A 16,434-nucleotide genomic window follows, 5' to 3' on the forward strand; every position below is an offset into this window, starting at 1 on the left:
AAGGATCCTACCAGCGATGTAGACTCGGAGTATGGAATTGGAGGGGCACAATGGAGCCGATACTGGAACTTGAAAGCGCACGCTTGCTGTTGCGGCAATGGACCGATGAGGATTTGCCGGAGTTTGCGGCGATGTGTGCCGATCCGCAGGTGATGCGTTATTTCCCCGAGCCCTTGAGCCGACTGGAAAGTGCGTCGCTGATCGGACGCATTCGCGGGCACTTTGCCGAGCACGGTTTTGGCCTCTGGGCATTGGAGCGCAAGGACACTGGCGCTTTTATCGGCTTTACCGGATTGGGTGTGGTCGGTTTTGACGCGCCTTTCACCCCGGCCACCGAAATCGGCTGGCGCCTGGCCCGCGAGCACTGGGGCCTGGGTTACGCCAGTGAAGCGGCGTGGACCGCTCTGCGCTGCGGCTTTGACCGGTTGGCGCTGAAAGAGGTCGTCGCGTTCACCGCGCAAGCCAATCTGCCGTCGGAGAAAGTCATGCAGGCCATCGGCATGCAGCATGATTCAGCCGATGACTTCGACCACCCGAAGCTCGCACCCGAGCATCCGCTGCGTCACCATGTCCTGTACCGCATCACCCGTGAACAATGGCTGCAAACCTTGCATGGATAAGCCGGCGCGGACGTTTACAATGGTCGCCATGTTGGCCTGGGCCATTAACTGAATCGACCGCCGCAGCCAAGACTGCGCGGCATTGCTTTGTGTGAGGAGAGCCTGAATGAGCCAAGTATTGGAAGATCTGGTAGACCTGCTGACCCTGGAACCGATTGAAGAAAACCTGTTCCGTGGCCGCAGCCAGGACCTGGGTTTCCGTCAGTTGTTCGGCGGCCAGGTGCTCGGTCAGTCCCTGTCGGCGGCCAGTCAGACCGTTGAAGAGGCGCGCCATGTGCACTCGATGCACGGTTATTTCCTGCGCCCGGGCGATGCCAAGTTGCCGGTTGTGTATCAGGTGGACCGGGTGCGCGATGGCGGCAGTTTCAGCACTCGCCGGGTGACGGCGATCCAGAAGGGCAACCCGATTTTCACCTGCAGCGCGTCCTTCCAGTACGACGAAGAAGGCTTCCAGCATCAGACCGAAATGCCGCAAGTGGTCGGCCCGGAAAACCTGCCTTCGGAATTGGAACTGACTCAACAACGCGCGCATTTGATCCCGGAGCACATGCGCGAAAAATTGCTCTGCCCGAAACCGATCGAAGTCCGCCCGGTGACCGAGAAAGATCCCTACAACCCCCAAGCCGCTGACCCGATCAAGTACGTCTGGTTTCGTGCCGACGGTGCCTTGGCCGATTCGCCAGCGCTGCACAAGTACCTGTTGGCTTACGCCTCGGACTTCGGGCTGCTGACTACCTCGTTGCTGCCTCACGGCAAATCGGTGTGGCAGAAAGACATGCAGGTCGCCAGCCTCGACCACGCGTTGTGGTTCCATTCCGACCTGCGCGCCGATGACTGGCTGCTCTATGCGATGGACAGTCCGTGGGCCGGTAACTCTCGTGGTTTCTCTCGCGGCAGTGTGTTTAACCGTGCCGGGCAACTGGTGGCGTCGGTCACTCAGGAAGGCCTGATTCGCCATCGCAAGGATTGGGCATGAGCCTGGCCGAGGTGCGGCACTGGGTGTTCGACATGGACGGCACCCTGACGGTGGCCGTGCATGACTTCGCGGCGATCCGCGTGGCGCTGGCGATCCCGGCCGAAGACGACATCCTGACCCACCTCGCCGCGCTGCCTGCCGCAGAAGCCGCCGCCAAACATGCGTGGTTGCTGGAGCATGAACGGGACCTGGCGCTGGGCTCGAAACCGGCACCCGGTGCGGTGGAGCTGGTGCGCGAACTGGCCGGGCGCGGTTATCGCCTCGGCATCCTCACGCGCAATGCTCGCGAACTGGCGCATGTGACCCTGGAAGCCATCGGCCTGGCGGACTGCTTTGCGGTGGAGGATGTGTTGGGTCGTGACGAAGCGCCGCCCAAGCCGCATCCCGGTGGTTTATTGAAATTGGCCGAAGCCTGGAATGTGCCGGCGAGCGAGATGGTGATGGTCGGTGATTACCGCTTTGACCTGGATTGCGGTCGGGCGGCAGGGGCGCGGACGGTGTTGGTGAATTTGCCGGATAACCCGTGGCCGGAGTTGGCGGATTGGCATGCGGCGGATTGTGTTGAGTTGCGGCGGATGCTTTTCGCTTGAGTGGTTTGGTGTCTGGTTAATTGTCTTCGCGGGCAAGCCTCGCTCCTACAGGGGAATGCATTTCCAATTGTAGGAGCGAGGCTTGCCCGCGAAGAGGCCCTGTCAGGCAACACAAAAACTCACTGACTGAACAACACCTTCTGCCCCTCAGGCGACGTAAACATCCCATCCCCGTTATGCCCGACCCCAGGCACTTCGATCAGGCGCTGATTCACCCCTTGTGGATTTCGCCGCAGCAAATAATCAAAAAAGTTATGCCCGCGAGCCAGGCGATACGCCCCTTGGGCTTCCGCTTCGCAACCCTTGTCCAGCGCCGGGTGCTGCGGGTCGGTGTCCTGCTGCCCCAGCAGATAAGTCACATCACGCTTGATGTAAACGCTCTCAATCTGCGGCGCCGTTTGCCCACTGGCATAGATGGGCAGGTCTGTCAGACCATACTTCCAGCGATTGAAACCGGTGCAGCGCGCATGGTCGAACGCTACCGGCCGCTGCTCGTTGAAGTAGGCGTAGGACGACGGGTTGGCCACCACATAGCGGATTTTCACCCCGGCCGCCGTGAGCGCCGGTTGGTCGTGGGCCAGCAGTGCGTAGCGCTGCACCACCTGGCCGCCACCGGAGTGACCGGCGATGACGATTTGCTTCACGTCCGGAAATTGCCGGCGGTCGCTGAGCCGGTCGATGATTTGGTCGAGGGCGGCGAACGAACTCAGGGCAAATGGCGCGGTGGATACCCCGCCGGCCATCCAGTCATTCCCCTTCCAGCGCAACACACTGTCCGCCACGGGATGGCGGGTGATGTCGGTTTCATTGAGAAACTGCGGGGCGATCACCAGCGTGTTCGCGCTTTGCCCAGCCGCTTCAGCCGCCTTCTCGGCGCTGCGACGGTAGGTCTCGGCGTTGCGCAATCGCCCATGGATGATGATCAGCACCCGCTCGATTTTCGCCGGCGCCGGGCCCATGCCCACCGCCATCTCACCTTCTTTCAACAATAGGCGCCCGGGGCTGATCTCTTTAACCCCGTGCTCGTCAGCCTGGGCACTCGCGCAGGCGATCAACAACACCAACAACCATTTATGCATTTACAGATTTTTCGCCGCAAAGGTATCGCACTGGCCGACCTGGCCCTGGGCGAAACCGGTTTTGAACCAGCGCACCCTTTGCGCTGACGTGCCATGGGTAAAGGAGTCCGGTACAACGCGGCCCTGACCTTGCTGCTGCAAACGGTCATCGCCAATCGCGTTGGCGGCGTTCAGGGCTTCCTCGATGTCACCGGGTTCCAGCCAGTTCAGACGCTTCTGCGCATTGTTGGCCCAGACCCCGGCCAGGCAATCGGCCTGGAGTTCCTGACGCACCAGTAAACCACCATCGCCTTCCATCTGCCGACCTTGCTGGCGAGCGGTCTGAATTTTCGCGGAAACGCCGAGCAAGGTCTGAACATGGTGTCCGACTTCGTGAGCGATCACGTAGGCCTGGGCGAAGTCGCCGGCGGCGGAAAAACGCTGCGACATTTCCTGGAAGAACGCCATGTCCAGGTAGACCTTCTGGTCGGCCGGGCAGTAGAACGGGCCGGTCGCGGAAGTGGCCAGGCCGCACGCCGAGTTCACCCGGTTGCTGAACAGCACCAGGGTCGGGTTTTTGTACTGCTTGCCGGCCTGTTGGAAAATCTGGCCCCAGGTGTCCTCGGTATCACCGAGGATCGAGCGCACGAACTCGGCTTGCTGATCATTCGCCGGTGGCGCCTTGCGGGTCTGGTTCGTGGCCGGTGCCGATTGCTCGGTCATTTGCCCGGTCAGTTGTCCGAGGATCTGCATCGGGTCCTGGCCGGTGATCCAGCCGATCCCGACAATCAACAGGATCGCCGTCAGGCTCAGGCCCTTGCCGCCGCCGAAGCGCATCCCGCCGCCGCCACCGCCGGCATCATCACCTCGGGCATCGACCACGTTGTCGCTGCGTCGGCCTTTTTTCCATAGCATGTGGGAATCCTCGATGTGTACGTGGTGATGAGTGTTGTTGGTGTGTAGGTGCGGCGCCAGTCCGGTCGTCCATATTTCAACGTTAACCAGAAAACTACAGCGTTGTATTGAGCGTCAATCGCGCGGCAAATTCCGTCAGGCGCCGGGTATTTGTCCCAGAGACGGAAGCAGGGCGTTGTTCGCACACTTTTTTCGTTCGCCTGTGTAAGAATCTGGAACCAGGTTCTAAATTGTTGGAATTAAAATTCCAAAGGATTTCCATGACCATCAGCACCCCCCTCTCCGGTGTAAACAAACCCTTCAAAGGGATATTGCTGATCGTTGCCGCGACGTTCCTGTTTTCCAGCCATGACGCGCTGTCCAAATACCTCTCCGGTTTCTACCCGATCATCATGGTGGTCTGGGCCCGTTACCTGGTGCACACCTTGTTGATGGCCGGGATTTTTCTACCGCAGTCGGGGTTGCGCGTCCTACGCACCAAGCGACCTTTGCTGCAGTTGGCGCGGGCGTTGTGCCTGCTGGGCACCAGTCTGTTTTTCACCACCGGTTTGTTGTACATCCCCTTGGCCGAAGCCACGGCGGTCAACTTTCTTGCGCCGGTGTTGGTCACCGCGTTGTCGGTACCGTTGCTCAAGGAACACGTCACTCGTGGCCAATGGATCGCAGTGATTTGCGGTTTTATCGGCGTGCTGATCATCGTCCACCCTGGCGGCGAACTGTTCACCCCGGCGATTTTGTTGCCGTTCTGCTCGGCGATGTTTTTCTGTTTCTATCAGTTGCTCACCCGCAAGCTCAGCCAGATCGACAGCCCGACCACCAGCAACTTCTTCGCCGGGTTGTGCAACACCCTGGTGATGAGCGCGCTGGTGCCGTTCTTCTGGCAGGTGCCGACTCTCGGTCATGGGTTGTTGATGCTGGCGTTGGGGAGCTGCGGGATGACCGCGCATTTGTTCCTGACCCAGGCCTTCCGCTACGCCGCCCCGGCGCTGCTGGCGCCGTTTGGTTACTGTCAGATTGTGTTTGCCGGGCTGCTCGGCTGGTTGCTGTTTTCCCACACGCCGACGCTGACCACGGTGGTCGGGATTGCGGTGATTTGTTGCAGCGGGCTGGCGGCGGCTTGGCAGCAGAGCCGACGCTGAACGAACTGTGGGAGCGAGCCTGCTCGCGAAGGCGTTGTGTCAGTCGACATTTACTTTGACTGATCGATAGCTTTCGCGAGCAGGCTCGCTCCCACAGGGAGGGTGGTGTTTTAGTCAGTGACGGTAGGAATCTTGCGCGGTGCCATGAAGTACATCCAGATCAGCGCGATGAAGTACATCGCCGGGATCATGGTGAACAGCACGGTGTAGTTGTTATTGGTGGCCGTCAGGATGTGCCCGACCAACTGCGTCATGAACATCCCGCCAATCGCCGCACACATCCCACCGAAACCAAACACGGTGCTCATCATGTGTTTAGGCGTGTAGTCCATCACCAGGCTCCAGATGTTCGCGGTCCAGGCCTGGTGCGCACCGATGGCCAGGGAAATGGCGGCCACCGCGACCCACAGGTTGCTCGATCCGGCCGCCATGATCACGCCGATGATGCAGCAGGCGAACAGGAACATGGACATCAGCCGCGCCTTGATCGGGTTGATCCCGCGACCGATCAGGAATGAGGACAGGATCCCGCCGCCGACACTGCCGAAGTCTGCCGTCAGGTAAATGATGATCAGCGGGATGCCCATCTGGGTCACGTTGATGCCCAGGTTGTATTGCTGATTGAGGAACGGTGGCAGCCAATAAAGGTAGAACCAGAATACCGGCGCGGTCATTGAGTAGGCGAGGGCGAATGCCCAGGTGCCCCGCATGCGCAGGATGGTGGAGAACGATACGCGGGATTGTTCCGGCTCGACTTCCTTCTGGATGTAGTCCAGTTCCGATTGTTTGACGCTCGGATGGTCTTCCGGGTTGAAGTACTTCAAGGCCCAGAACAGCAACCAGATCCCGCCCAGTGCCGACATGCACAGGAACGCTGCCTGCCAGCCCCATGCGTGGAGGATCAGTGGCAACAGCATTGGCGTGAACATCGCGCCGACGTTGGTGCCGGCATTGAAAATGCCGGTGGCCACGGCCCGCTCGCCGGCCGGGAACCACAACCGGGTGGTTTTCACACAGGCCGGGTAGTTCGCGGCTTCGGTCAAACCGAGAATAAATCGACAGACCATGAAGCCTGCAGCCGACGTCGCCAGGCCGTGGGCGCCGGTGGCCAGGCTCCACAGCAGCACCGCGCAAAAGAACACGCGCTTGACGCCGACCCGGTCGATCAACCGGCCTTGCAGCACGAAGCCGATGGCGTAGCCGACCTGAAACCAGAAGTTGATGTTGGCGTAATCCATCGCCGTCCAGCTCATTTCCTTGGCCAGGATGGGCTGCATGACGCCGAGTGCGGCGCGGTCGATGTAGTTCAGGGTGGTGGCAAAAAACACCAGTGCCAGCATGCCCCAACGGGTTTTGCCGACGGCCATGGCGCCGCGGATTTTGTCGCCGATGCCACCGGAGGCAGGAGTCATGGAGGAACGCTCCATGGGAGAGCTTTGAGAAGGAGTCATGTAGGCCACCCGATTATTTTTATGTGGTGTTCTAGGTCTTTGGTAACCGAGCCTCGGCGGTTGATGACCGGACTCAATGTGCAGTGGATGTTGGGCAGTGGACAAAAAATCGTCAATTCGCCAAGGGTCATTGTGTTCGATAATCGCACATAAAACTAACTGGCTAGTACACTTTGAATTGCTGTGTGGGAGCTTGGAGCCAATAATTTACTCCAAGAAAATGCGATCCCTGTAGGAGCAAGGCTTGCCCGCGATGGCTTCCTCAAATTCGCCATCGCGGGCAAGCCTCGCTCCTACAAAGGACGTGTGCAATGCCCCCTGACAAGATGATCTCCACCACCGGGAGTCGAGATATGCAACGTTCCATTGCCACCGTTTCCTTGAGCGGTACCCTGCCGGAAAAACTCGAAGCCATCGCCGCCGCCGGGTTTGACGGGGTGGAGATTTTCGAGAATGACCTTCTCTACTACGACGGCAGCCCCCGGGAAATTAGACAGATGTGCGCCGATCTCGGGATCGCCATCACGCTGTTTCAACCCTTCCGCGATTTCGAAGGCTGCCGCCGCGATCGTCTGCCGCGTAACCTGGAACGGGCCGAGCGCAAGTTCGACTTGATGCAGGAGCTCGGCACCGACCTGGTGCTGGTGTGCAGCAACGCGTCAGCCGATTCCCTCGGTGATGAACGAATCCTGATCGATGATCTGCACCTGCTGGCCGAACGCGCCAGCATTCGCGGTTTGCGTATCGGTTACGAAGCGCTGGCCTGGGGCCGTCACGTCAATACTTATCAACAGGTGTGGAACATCGTGCGCCAGGCGGATCATCCGAGCCTCGGTGTGCTGCTGGACAGTTTTCACACGCTGTCGCTGAAGGGCGATCCGAGCGCCATCGCCGAGATTCCCGGCGACAAAATCTTCTTCGTGCAAATGGCCGACGCACCGATCCTCGCTATGGACGTGCTGGAGTGGAGTCGGCATTTCCGCTGCTTCCCGGGCCAAGGCGAATTCGATCTGGCGGGTTTCCTCGCGCCGATCATCAAGAGTGGCTACACCGGGCCGCTGTCGCTGGAGATCTTCAACGACGGTTTCCGCGCCGCGCCGCCACGGGCCAATGCCGCCGACGGTTTGCGCTCGTTGCTGTACCTGGAGGAGAAAACCCGCCAGCGTCTGGCGCAGGAAGCCAAGCCTGTGGCCAATGTCGACATCCTGTTCGAAACGCCCAAGGCCAGTGAATACAACGGCATCGAGTTTTTGGAGTTCGCGGTGGATGAAAGCCTCGGTGCCAAGCTCTCGCATTGGCTGGAGCGGCTGGGTTTCGTCAAGGCCGGGCAGCATCGCTCGAAGAGCGTCAGCCTGCTGCGCCAGGGCGATATCAACCTGATCCTCAACTCCGAACCGTACTCTTTCGCCCACAGCTTTTTCGAAGCCCACGGTCCGTCGCTGTGCGCCACCGCCGTTCGGGTCAACGACAGCGCCAGTGCACTCGCACGCGCCGTGGCCTACAAGGGCCAGCCTTATCGCGGACTGGTCGGCCCCAACGAACTGGAGCTGGCGGCGGTGCGCGCACCGGACGGCAGCCTGATTTATCTGGTGGACCAGAATGCCGATGTCTACGGCACCGATTTCAATCTGCAACCGGCGGCGACCGCCAGCGGCGGCTTGAAACGCATCGACCACATGGCCATGGCGCTGCCGGCGGACAGTCTCGACAGTTGGGTGCTGTTCTATAAAAGCCTGCTGGATTTCGAGGCGGACGACGAGGTGGTGCTGCCCGATCCTTACGGCCTGGTGAAGAGCCGGGCGCTGCGCAGCCGTGACAGTTCGATCCGTTTGCCGCTGAACATTTCCGAGAACCGCAACACCGCGATCTCACACGCGCTGTCGAGTTATCGCGGCTCCGGGGTGCATCACATCGCCTTCGACTGCGACGACATCTTTGCCGAGGTCAGCCGTGCGAAAGAGGCGGGCGTGCCGCTGCTGGATATCCCGCTCAACTATTACGATGACCTCGCCGCGCGGTTTGATTTCGATGACGAGTTCCTCAGCGAACTGGCGTATTTCAACGTGCTCTACGACCGTGATGCCCAGGGTGGCGAGCTGTTCCACGTTTACACCGAGCCGTTCGAAGGGCGATTCTTCTTTGAAATCATCCAGCGCAAAAACGGCTACGCCGGTTACGGTGCGGCCAACGTCGCGGTGCGCCTGGCGGCCATGGCCAAATCCCGAAGTGGTGCCGTACGTCAGGCAAAGTTGTAGGAAAATCGTAAACACGGGGTTAAACCACGGCCGCGCGACTTCCTTCACTGTGCAGCGCGGCCCATAATCGCCAGCCTGTGCAGTGATGGCCGTGAGCCCGCAATGACAATAACTTCAGAACTCCCCGTAGCCCCCGACGAACCACTTGTGGAGCCTCGCAAGAGTCGCAAGAACAACCCGGAAAAGACCCGCGAGAACATCCTGCAAGAGGCGATTGTCGAGTTCGTCCAGCAAGGACTTTCCGGCGCTCGCGTCGATGCGATCGCCGAACGCATCCACACCTCGAAACGCATGATCTATTACTACTTCGGCAGTAAAGAGCAGCTGTACGTCGAGGTGCTGGAGAAACTCTACGGCGATATCCGTAGCACCGAAAACCGTTTGCACCTGGCCGAACTGGCACCGGTGGAGGCAATTCGGCGGCTGGTGGAATTCACCTTCGATCACCATGACCGCAATGTCGATTTCGTGCGCATCGTCTGCATCGAGAACATTCACAACGCCGAGTTTGTGAAGCGCTCCGATGCGATCAAGGCGATGAACAACACCATCCTCGATTCTCTGAACGAGATCCTGCGTCGCGGGGCTGAAGAGGGTGTGTTCCGGACAGGCCTGGACCCGCTGGATGTGCATTTGCTGATCAGTTCGTTCTGCTTCTACCGCGTGTCGAACCGCCATACCTTTAGTGAGATATTTCAGATCGACTTGCCGGATGAAACCGTCAAGCAGCGTCATCGGGCGATGATTTGCGAGTCGGTTTTGCGCTATTTGCAGGCCTGACCTGTGGCGAGGGGGCTTGCTGTGGCGAGGGGGCTTGCCCCCGCTGGGCTGCGAAGCAGCCCCCCTCAATCATTCAACCATTCAAACTCTGAAAATGCGCCAGCATCCGTTGCGCATCCGGCACCACGCCACTGAACAATTCAAACGCCTTCACCGCCTGGAACACCGCCATGGTGCCCCCATCCAGCGTCCGGCAACCCAAGGCCCGGGCGTTGCGCAGCAGTTCAGTTTCCAGTGGGAAGTAAACAATCTCCGCCACCCACAAGTCAGTTCTCAACAGCTCCACCGGCACCGGCATGCCCGGCAGTTTTTTCATGCCCATGGGCGTGGTGTTCACCAGACCGTCAGCCACGGCCAAGGTGCTCTCCAGATCATGCCCGGCCACGGCTCGGCCAGCACCGAAAAGCTGATTGAGGTTGTTCGCCAGCGCCTGCGCCCGGCCGTCATCCACATCGAAAATGCTGAGTTGCCGGACGCCTTCGCTGAGCAACGCGTGGGCCACCGCCGCACCCGCACCACCCGCGCCCATTTGGACTACACGCTCACGGGCAACGTCCTTCAAGCCCCGGCGAAAACCCTCGGCAAAACCCAGGCAGTCGGTGTTGTGGCCGATGCGTTTTCCATCCTTCAGCACCACTGTGTTCACCGCGCCTATGCCCCGAGCCTCCGGGGACAAATCGTCGAGCAACGGGATGATCGCCTGCTTGCACGGGAAAGTGATATTCAGCCCGGTGAAGTTCATGCGCTCGGCGGCCATCAGCAGGTCGGGCAGGGCGTTAAGGTCAAGCTGCAACTGGTCGAGGTCGATCAAACGATAGAGATAACGCATGCCCTGGGCATCGCCTTCATGCTCATGCAACGTTGGCGTGCGCGAGGCCTGGATGCCGGCGCCGATCAGTCCGGCCAGTACGACAGTGTTATGTGTCATGTTGCTCATCCCTTGAAACGCAGGCTGAAATGCTCCAGCGCCAGACGATAGCCGTGGCTGCCGAAACCGGCCATCACTGCGGTGGCGATGGCTGAGACGAAAGAGTGATGACGGAACGGTTCGCGGGCGTGAACGTTGGACAGGTGAACTTCGATCACCGGCAGTTCACAGGCGACCAACGCATCGCGGATCGCCACTGAGGTGTGGGTCCAGGCTGCCGGATTGATCACGATCCCGGCGCAGCGGCCACGGGCGGCGTGAATCCAGTCGAGCAATTCGCCTTCATGGTTGGTCTGGCGGAACTCCACCGTCAGGCCGAATTCCTCGGCGGCGCGTCCGCACATCGCGGAAATGTCGGCCAGGGTTTCGTGGCCGTAAGTCGCCGGTTCACGGGTGCCGAGCAGGTTCAGGTTCGGGCCGTTGAGCACCAGAACGATAGGGGGCATCGGATTCTCTCCACTTATTATTGTTGGCATTGGCTATTGGTTTCAGCCTGTGGAGATAAATTGTACTAGCTGGTTAATTTGGTCAATTGAAGAGGCGATGTCGCAGGTTTTTGTGTGCGGTGATCGGACGGTTTGAATATTCAGCGTGGCAAATGCTCAACCAGAAAATCAATGAACGCCCGCAACCGCAACGGCACATGCCGACTCTGCGGATACAGCAGGGTGAAGGGCCGCGAGCGTCCGCCATACGGTTTGAGCACTTCCACCAGCGAACCATCCGCCAACTCTTTTTCGACGATAAAACGATAGGTCTGAAACAACCCCGCAGCGTGTTTCGCCAGGGTCACGCCGCCGAGCACGTCGTCGGAGCAACTGAGGTTGCCCTCGGCGAGAATCTCCCGAGGCTCGCCATTGTCATTGAACAGCCAGGCAATCCGCCGGCCGCTGCTGGGCAATTCGTACTGAATGCATTCGTGCTGCGGGAGATCATCCAGGGTTTGCGGCACCCCGGCGCGCTTCAGGTAATCGGGGCTGGCGATCATCACCAGCGCCGCGTCTTCCAGCGGCCTGGCGATCAAACCCGAATCCGGAATCGCCCGCACGCGGATCGCCATGTCGTAGCCTTCGCCAACAAAGTCGATGTTGCGGTTGCTGATGTGCGTCTCGACCTTCACCGCTGGAAAACGCGCGCGAAACGCCGGCAGCAACGGCAAGATCCGGTGATGGGCATAGGTCGTAGGAATACTGATACGCAGGGTGCCAGACGGTTCCTGCTGCTGGCCCATGACCTCCCTTTGCGCTTCAACCAATTGCGCCAGCGCCTGACGGCATTCCTCGTAATAACGTCGACCACTGTCGGTCAACTTGACGCTACGGGTGGTGCGGGCGAACAACCGCACCGCCAGGCGTTCCTCCATGCGCGACACCGATCGGCTCACGGCGGCCGGCGTCACTCCGGCGACCAGCGCGGCGGCGGTAAAGCTTCCAGCTTCGGCGGCCAGGCAAAACAGCTCGATGCTGCCGAGCTGAAGATCGTCGAAATGTCGCTGCATGATTGATTACGCCGGGGATCAAATGAAGGCTCGAGCTCTGTATTTATCAAATGCCCGCGCATTAATACAGCCTGTTACTACGAAAGGATTGCTTACCATTTTCCGGCGTAGCGGGCAGGGCGTTCGTGGTCTCGAAAGCTAGGCTCAGTTCAGGTGGCTGATTTGGGGAAGTCAGCGCCAGTTATCGGAATTCCAAGGAATGTCGAGTCTTGCGACTTATTAACCTAACGGATGGGTTAGCATGAGATTATTCAGCTACAAAAGATTTTCAATGGTGATCATGTTGCGCGATGAGCACTGCCCGCCACACGCGCATGTGGACGCCGGAACCTGGAGCGCGCGCTTCAAATTCAGTTTTTGGCACAACGCTGTCGAGCTTTGGGATGTGGTGCCGCTTTCGCGCCGCCCGCCGGTGGCGGTGCTGGAGGGATTGCGCCATGCACTCAGGCAACCGGCCCACTTGCGCAGGGCGCGGGGCATCTGGTGGGACAAGTTGCACACCGCCTGCCTCGACAATCAGCTGTGGGACGGGGAGAGCAACGAAGTCGTGGTCATGAAACGGCTCGCCAGCACGACCTACATGATTGGGTCGGCGTGTTACGAGCCTGATGAGAACAAGACCCTGCTGGCGCTGATAGGCGCACCGGAGGGCGTGGAGATCGAGTTATGAAAACGATATCGGCAAAACTGCAGGTGGATCGGCCAGTGACTGAAGAGGTACTGGACGAAGCAATTGAACGGGGGCGACTGCGCCACAAAAGTGCTTTGCAGGCGACGACAGTGACCTTTCAGGATGGATGCCTGACGATCCGCTTCGAGGATGGCGCTGGTGTGTTGCTGCCTGTGAAACTCTTCCCGGAGTTCGATGGTTTTGAGGCCGAGGATTTTGCCGCTCTTAGCGTCGGTTTTTCGGGCACCGCACTGTGCAATGAAGAGAAGGACCTGCACGTCTCCATCGCCGGGCTGATTTCTGCCAGCAAGCCGCTGATGAATATGGCGGCCTCGGTCATTTCCTCGCGCAATGGTCGCCAAAGCAGCGCCGCCAAGGCTGAAGCGGCTCGGGCTAACGGTAAAAAGGGCGGTCGCCCGCGCAAGGTCGAAGTCGTCCAATAAGCAGCAGCCACAAAAAAGCCGTCATCAAGACGGCTGATTTGTATCTGGCACCTGCAATCAACGCCGGGTCAGCAACACCCCGGATTCCATGTGATGGGTCCACGGGAACTGGTCGAACATCGCGCATTGGCTGATGCGGTGGGTGTCATGCAACTGGGCGATGTTGGCTGCCAGAGTCTCCGGGTTGCAGGAGATATAGAGGATGTTGTCGAAGCGTCGGGTCAATTCGCAGGTGTCCGGGTCCATGCCGGCGCGCGGCGGGTCGACGAACACACTGCCGAACTCGTAGCTCTTCAGGTCGATGCCGTGCAGGCGACGGAACGGTCGCACTTCGTTCAAGGCTTCGGTCAGTTCTTCGGCGGACAAACGCACCAGGGTGACGTTATCCACAGCGTTTTCGCTCAGGTTGCTCAGCGCCGCGTTGACCGAACTCTTGCTGATTTCGGTGGCCAGCGCTTTGCGCGCACGGGTGGCGAGGGGCAGGGTGAAGTTGCCGTTGCCGCAATACAGCTCCAGCAAATCGTCCGTGCGATCGCCCAAGGCGTCGTAAGCCCAGTTCAGCATCTTCTGGTTCACGGTGCCGTTGGGCTGGGTGAACGCGCCTTCCGGCTGGCGGTAGCTGAATGTGCGGCCGCCGACTTCGAATTGCTCGACCACGTAATCCTGGCCGATGACTTCGCGCTTGCCCTTGGAGCGACCGATGATGCTGACGTTCAGGTCCGCCGCCAGTTTCGACGCAGCGCTGTGCCAGTGCTCGTCCAGCGGACGGTGATAGCACAGGGTGATCATCGCATCGCCGGCCAGGGTGGTCAGGAACTCCACCTGAAATAGCTTGTGGCTCAGGGCTGCACTTGCTTGCCACGCTGCCTTGAGCTGCGGCATCAGTTCATTGATGCGCAGGCTGGCGATCGGGAATTCTTCGATCAGGATCGGCGTGCGTTTGTCGTCCTGGGCAAACATCGCGTAGTGACGGTCGCCGCCTTCGCGCCACAGGCGAAACTCTGCACGCAGGCGGAAGTTTTTCAGCGGCGAGTCGAATACGACGGGTTCTGGCGCACCAAACGGGGCCAGCAGGTCACGCAAACGCGTGACCTTTTCTTCGAGCTGTACGGCGTAGGCCTGGGAATCAAAAGTCATGCGTTGAACCAACCCAACTTGATCACGAACAGAATCGACAGAATCACCAGCGCCGGGTTCAGCTCACGGGCGCGGCCGGACAGCAACTTGATCACGGTCCAGGAAATGAAACCGAAGGCGATGCCGTTGGCGATGGAATATGTGAACGGCATGGCCAGCGCGGTGACCACGACCGGTGCTGCAACGGTGATGTCGTCCCAGTCTATTTCGGCCAGGCCGGATGTCATCAGTACCGCGACGAACAGCAGTGCCGGTGCCGTAGCAAACGCCGGAACGCTGGCGGCCAGTGGCGAGAAGAACAACGCGAGCAGGAACAGAATCGCTACCACGATGGCGGTCAGGCCGGTGCGGCCACCGGCACTCACGCCGGCTGCGGATTCGATGTAGCTGGTGGTGGTCGAGGTGCCCAGCAGCGAACCGGCCATGGCCGCAGTGCTGTCAGCGATCAGCGCACGGCCCATTTTCGGCATGTGGCCGTCCTTGCCCATCAGGCCGGCTCGCTTGGCGACGCCGATCAGGGTGCCGGAGTTGTCGAACAGGTCGACGAACAGGAAGGCGAAGATCACGCTGACCAGACCGATATCCAGTGCGCCCTTGATATCCAGTTGCAGGAAGGTCGGAGCCAGGGACGGTGGCATCGACATCACGCCGCCGAACGCGGTGAAGCCCATCACGATAGAGACAATGGTCACCGCCAGGATGCCGATCAGCACCGCGCCGCGCACGGCGAGTGCTTCGAGTGCAACGATCAGGGCAAAGCCCAGGGTCGCGAGGATCGGTGCCGGTTGTTTCAGATCACCGAGGCCGACCATGGTTGCCGGGTTGCTGACCACGATGCCGGCGTTGTGCAGGGCGATCAGCGCCAGGAACAGGCCGATACCGGCGGCAATCGCCGAGCGCAGGGGCAGTGGAATGCTGTTGATGATCCATTCACGGATGCGGAAGATCGACAGCAGAAAGAAGCACACCGCCGAAATGAACACTGCACCCAGCGCCACTTGCCAGGTGTGTCCCATGTGCAGGACCACGGTGTAGGTGAAGAATGCGTTCAGGCCCATGCCCGGCGCGAGTGCGATCGGGTAGTTGGCGATCAGGCCCATCACCGTCGAGCCGAAGGCTGCGGCCAGGCACGTGGCGACAAACACCGCGCCCTTGTCCATGCCGGTCTCGCCGAGGATGCTCGGGTTGACGAACAGAATGTAGGCCATGGCCAGGAAGGTCGTGACGCCCGCAAGAATCTCGGTCCGCACGTTAGTGTTATGTGCCTTGAGTTGAAACAGCCTTTCCAGCATGTCTGCTCCCCGTGGCGCGCAGTGCGCCGTGAATGTATCGACCTCAACAGCAAAGCACAGACTGCCCAGGGCGCCCGGAATTTTCTGTGGGTCGGAAAAAGCCGCGCATCATACCAGCCGCGTGGGGTAATGGCTGCGATCGTCGGCGATGTTTTGCGGTTCGCTGAACTGAGCCATACTGCGCGCCTGTTTTGGGGGAGTCTTCATGGTTCGCATCAAGCGCAATATTGTTCGGTCATTTGGGCTGTTTTTCGCGTTGCTGGCCGGTGTGCCTGCCGTTATGGCGGCGTCGGCACCGCCGTTGACCAACGTTCAGGTGCTCAAGGTCCAGTCGGCGGCGTGCGGGATTGAAAATATCTCGGCGGGGCAGGAACGCACGACCTGCGATCACGGCGGGGCGAACATCAAGGTCTATGTGCTGGAAATGGGCTACGGACGCGGACCGCGTGCTTCCATCGACGGTTTTAGCGTCGCCGGCGGGCAGACCAACGTCTGTGCCTACGGCAACGGCAACCCGACGCAATGCACCAGCACCGAGACCAGGGTTGTCGGAAAGCTTTACGTCTATGACCTGGGCGACAGGCAGGAAGGGACATTCACCTTCAGCAACACCTCGATCAACGCGCCGGGCAACACGCTATCGACGCAGCTTTACATCAAGTAACGACCGGGCGCGAACCAG

At 60.0% G+C, this 16,434-nt stretch carries 17 protein-coding genes; 9 read left to right on the forward strand and 8 right to left on the reverse strand.

Features of this window, described 5'->3' with window-relative positions:
* The first annotated feature begins 50 nt into the window (after positions 1 to 50).
* From ACIOYV_RS25165 to ACIOYV_RS25175, 3 genes are all read left to right on the forward strand, one after another.
* A complete protein-coding gene (locus ACIOYV_RS25165) occupies positions 51 to 620 on the forward strand; it encodes a GNAT family N-acetyltransferase (protein WP_401327984.1) in 570 nt (189 codons plus the stop codon).
* A 106-nt stretch (positions 621 to 726) separates the two neighbouring features.
* Positions 727 to 1,596 (forward strand): acyl-CoA thioesterase II, encoded by an 870-nt coding sequence (gene tesB / locus ACIOYV_RS25170; RefSeq protein ID WP_054052641.1) that lies wholly within the window; start codon positions 727 to 729, stop codon positions 1,594 to 1,596.
* Positions 1,593 to 2,186 (forward strand): HAD family hydrolase, encoded by a 594-nt coding sequence (locus tag ACIOYV_RS25175; protein ID WP_401327987.1) that lies wholly within the window; start codon positions 1,593 to 1,595, stop codon positions 2,184 to 2,186. Before tesB ends, ACIOYV_RS25175 begins: the two co-directional genes overlap by 4 nt.
* 119 nt (positions 2,187 to 2,305) lie before the next feature.
* On the opposite strand, the gene ACIOYV_RS25180 is transcribed toward ACIOYV_RS25175, so the two are convergent.
* Both ACIOYV_RS25180 and ACIOYV_RS25185 read right to left on the reverse strand, forming a co-directional pair.
* Positions 2,306 to 3,265, reverse strand: coding sequence for an alpha/beta hydrolase (locus tag ACIOYV_RS25180; RefSeq protein ID WP_401327990.1), 960 nt, complete (start codon positions 3,263 to 3,265; stop codon positions 2,306 to 2,308).
* On the reverse strand, positions 3,266 to 4,159 hold the full coding sequence (locus ACIOYV_RS25185; protein WP_163911594.1) for a neutral zinc metallopeptidase: 894 nt from the start codon (positions 4,157 to 4,159) through the stop codon (positions 3,266 to 3,268).
* Positions 4,160 to 4,419: 260 nt separating this feature from the next.
* On the opposite strand from ACIOYV_RS25185, the gene ACIOYV_RS25190 reads away from it, so the two are divergent.
* Positions 4,420 to 5,298 carry a DMT family transporter gene (locus tag ACIOYV_RS25190; RefSeq protein ID WP_054052650.1) on the forward strand — a complete coding sequence of 293 codons (879 nt, stop codon included), beginning with the start codon at positions 4,420 to 4,422 and terminating at the stop codon, positions 5,296 to 5,298.
* Positions 5,299 to 5,408: 110 nt separating this feature from the next.
* Here the strand turns inward: ACIOYV_RS25190 and ACIOYV_RS25195 are convergent, their stop codons facing one another.
* On the reverse strand, positions 5,409 to 6,725 hold the full coding sequence (locus tag ACIOYV_RS25195; RefSeq protein WP_401328089.1) for an MFS transporter: 1,317 nt from the start codon (positions 6,723 to 6,725) through the stop codon (positions 5,409 to 5,411).
* A gap of 377 nt (positions 6,726 to 7,102) precedes the next feature.
* Here ACIOYV_RS25195 and quiC point away from each other — a divergent pair, with 377 nt between their 5' ends.
* Both quiC and ACIOYV_RS25205 read left to right on the forward strand, forming a co-directional pair.
* Complete coding sequence (quiC, locus tag ACIOYV_RS25200) at positions 7,103 to 9,004, forward strand: 3-dehydroshikimate dehydratase QuiC (RefSeq protein ID WP_401327994.1); 1,902 nt, start codon at positions 7,103 to 7,105, stop codon at positions 9,002 to 9,004.
* Between the two features lie 102 nt (positions 9,005 to 9,106).
* On the forward strand, positions 9,107 to 9,784 hold the full coding sequence (locus ACIOYV_RS25205) for a TetR/AcrR family transcriptional regulator (RefSeq protein ID WP_401327997.1): 678 nt from the start codon (positions 9,107 to 9,109) through the stop codon (positions 9,782 to 9,784).
* A 73-nt stretch (positions 9,785 to 9,857) separates the two neighbouring features.
* Here ACIOYV_RS25205 and ACIOYV_RS25210 read toward each other — a convergent pair whose 3' ends face one another.
* The 3 genes from ACIOYV_RS25210 to ACIOYV_RS25220 form a co-directional block, all read right to left on the reverse strand.
* Positions 9,858 to 10,712: a shikimate dehydrogenase gene (locus tag ACIOYV_RS25210; RefSeq protein WP_401328000.1), complete on the reverse strand. Its 855-nt coding sequence runs from the start codon at positions 10,710 to 10,712 to the stop codon at positions 9,858 to 9,860.
* A gap of 5 nt (positions 10,713 to 10,717) precedes the next feature.
* A complete protein-coding gene (gene aroQ, locus ACIOYV_RS25215; protein ID WP_401328003.1) occupies positions 10,718 to 11,158 on the reverse strand; it encodes a type II 3-dehydroquinate dehydratase in 441 nt (146 codons plus the stop codon).
* 140 nt (positions 11,159 to 11,298) lie between these two features.
* Positions 11,299 to 12,210 carry a LysR family transcriptional regulator gene (locus tag ACIOYV_RS25220; RefSeq protein WP_163911608.1) on the reverse strand — a complete coding sequence of 304 codons (912 nt, stop codon included), beginning with the start codon at positions 12,208 to 12,210 and terminating at the stop codon, positions 11,299 to 11,301.
* 241 nt (positions 12,211 to 12,451) lie between these two features.
* On the opposite strand from ACIOYV_RS25220, the gene ACIOYV_RS25225 reads away from it, so the two are divergent.
* Both ACIOYV_RS25225 and ACIOYV_RS25230 read left to right on the forward strand, forming a co-directional pair.
* Entirely contained in the window at positions 12,452 to 12,880 is a 429-nt protein-coding gene (locus ACIOYV_RS25225) for a DUF4160 domain-containing protein (protein ID WP_401328005.1), read from the forward strand.
* The gene (locus ACIOYV_RS25230; protein WP_401328008.1) at positions 12,877 to 13,323 is read left to right on the forward strand and encodes a DUF2442 domain-containing protein; all 447 of its coding nucleotides are present in this window, start codon (positions 12,877 to 12,879) and stop codon (positions 13,321 to 13,323) included. Before ACIOYV_RS25225 ends, ACIOYV_RS25230 begins: the two co-directional genes overlap by 4 nt.
* A 57-nt stretch (positions 13,324 to 13,380) precedes the next feature.
* Here ACIOYV_RS25230 and trmA read toward each other — a convergent pair whose 3' ends face one another.
* Positions 13,381 to 14,460 carry a tRNA (uridine(54)-C5)-methyltransferase TrmA gene (gene trmA, locus ACIOYV_RS25235; protein ID WP_401328010.1) on the reverse strand — a complete coding sequence of 360 codons (1,080 nt, stop codon included), beginning with the start codon at positions 14,458 to 14,460 and terminating at the stop codon, positions 13,381 to 13,383.
* On the reverse strand, positions 14,457 to 15,752 hold the full coding sequence (locus tag ACIOYV_RS25240; RefSeq protein WP_054616690.1) for an NCS2 family permease: 1,296 nt from the start codon (positions 15,750 to 15,752) through the stop codon (positions 14,457 to 14,459). Before ACIOYV_RS25240 ends, trmA begins: the two co-directional genes overlap by 4 nt.
* 205 nt (positions 15,753 to 15,957) lie before the next feature.
* Between ACIOYV_RS25240 and ACIOYV_RS25245 the strand changes: the two genes are divergently transcribed.
* On the forward strand, positions 15,958 to 16,416 hold the full coding sequence (locus ACIOYV_RS25245; protein WP_265041026.1) for a YolA family protein: 459 nt from the start codon (positions 15,958 to 15,960) through the stop codon (positions 16,414 to 16,416).
* Positions 16,417 to 16,434: the final 18 nt, after the last annotated feature.

This window comes from Pseudomonas sp. NPDC087342, assembly GCF_044744265.1.
GTDB classification, from domain to species: Bacteria; Pseudomonadota; Gammaproteobacteria; order Pseudomonadales; family Pseudomonadaceae; genus Aquipseudomonas; species Aquipseudomonas nunensis.

Bases quoted from the DNA above. Each gene is read 5' to 3' on its own strand.
- ACIOYV_RS25165 (WP_401327984.1), top strand. From the start codon at position 51: ATGGAGCCGATACTGGAACTTGAAAGCGCACGCTTGCTGTTGCGGCAA.
- tesB (WP_054052641.1), top strand. From the start codon at position 727: ATGAGCCAAGTATTGGAAGATCTGGTAGACCTGCTGACCCTGGAACCG.
- ACIOYV_RS25175 (WP_401327987.1), top strand. From the start codon at position 1,593: ATGAGCCTGGCCGAGGTGCGGCACTGGGTGTTCGACATGGACGGCACC.
- ACIOYV_RS25180 (WP_401327990.1), bottom strand. From the start codon at position 3,265: ATGCATAAATGGTTGTTGGTGTTGTTGATCGCCTGCGCGAGTGCCCAG.
- ACIOYV_RS25185 (WP_163911594.1), bottom strand. From the start codon at position 4,159: ATGCTATGGAAAAAAGGCCGACGCAGCGACAACGTGGTCGATGCCCGA.
- ACIOYV_RS25190 (WP_054052650.1), top strand. From the start codon at position 4,420: ATGACCATCAGCACCCCCCTCTCCGGTGTAAACAAACCCTTCAAAGGG.
- ACIOYV_RS25195 (WP_401328089.1), bottom strand. From the start codon at position 6,725: ATGGAGCGTTCCTCCATGACTCCTGCCTCCGGTGGCATCGGCGACAAA.
- quiC (WP_401327994.1), top strand. From the start codon at position 7,103: ATGCAACGTTCCATTGCCACCGTTTCCTTGAGCGGTACCCTGCCGGAA.
- ACIOYV_RS25205 (WP_401327997.1), top strand. From the start codon at position 9,107: ATGACAATAACTTCAGAACTCCCCGTAGCCCCCGACGAACCACTTGTG.
- ACIOYV_RS25210 (WP_401328000.1), bottom strand. From the start codon at position 10,712: ATGACACATAACACTGTCGTACTGGCCGGACTGATCGGCGCCGGCATC.
- aroQ (WP_401328003.1), bottom strand. From the start codon at position 11,158: ATGCCCCCTATCGTTCTGGTGCTCAACGGCCCGAACCTGAACCTGCTC.
- ACIOYV_RS25220 (WP_163911608.1), bottom strand. From the start codon at position 12,210: ATGCAGCGACATTTCGACGATCTTCAGCTCGGCAGCATCGAGCTGTTT.
- ACIOYV_RS25225 (WP_401328005.1), top strand. From the start codon at position 12,452: ATGAGATTATTCAGCTACAAAAGATTTTCAATGGTGATCATGTTGCGC.
- ACIOYV_RS25230 (WP_401328008.1), top strand. From the start codon at position 12,877: ATGAAAACGATATCGGCAAAACTGCAGGTGGATCGGCCAGTGACTGAA.
- trmA (WP_401328010.1), bottom strand. From the start codon at position 14,460: ATGACTTTTGATTCCCAGGCCTACGCCGTACAGCTCGAAGAAAAGGTC.
- ACIOYV_RS25240 (WP_054616690.1), bottom strand. From the start codon at position 15,752: ATGCTGGAAAGGCTGTTTCAACTCAAGGCACATAACACTAACGTGCGG.
- ACIOYV_RS25245 (WP_265041026.1), top strand. From the start codon at position 15,958: ATGGTTCGCATCAAGCGCAATATTGTTCGGTCATTTGGGCTGTTTTTC.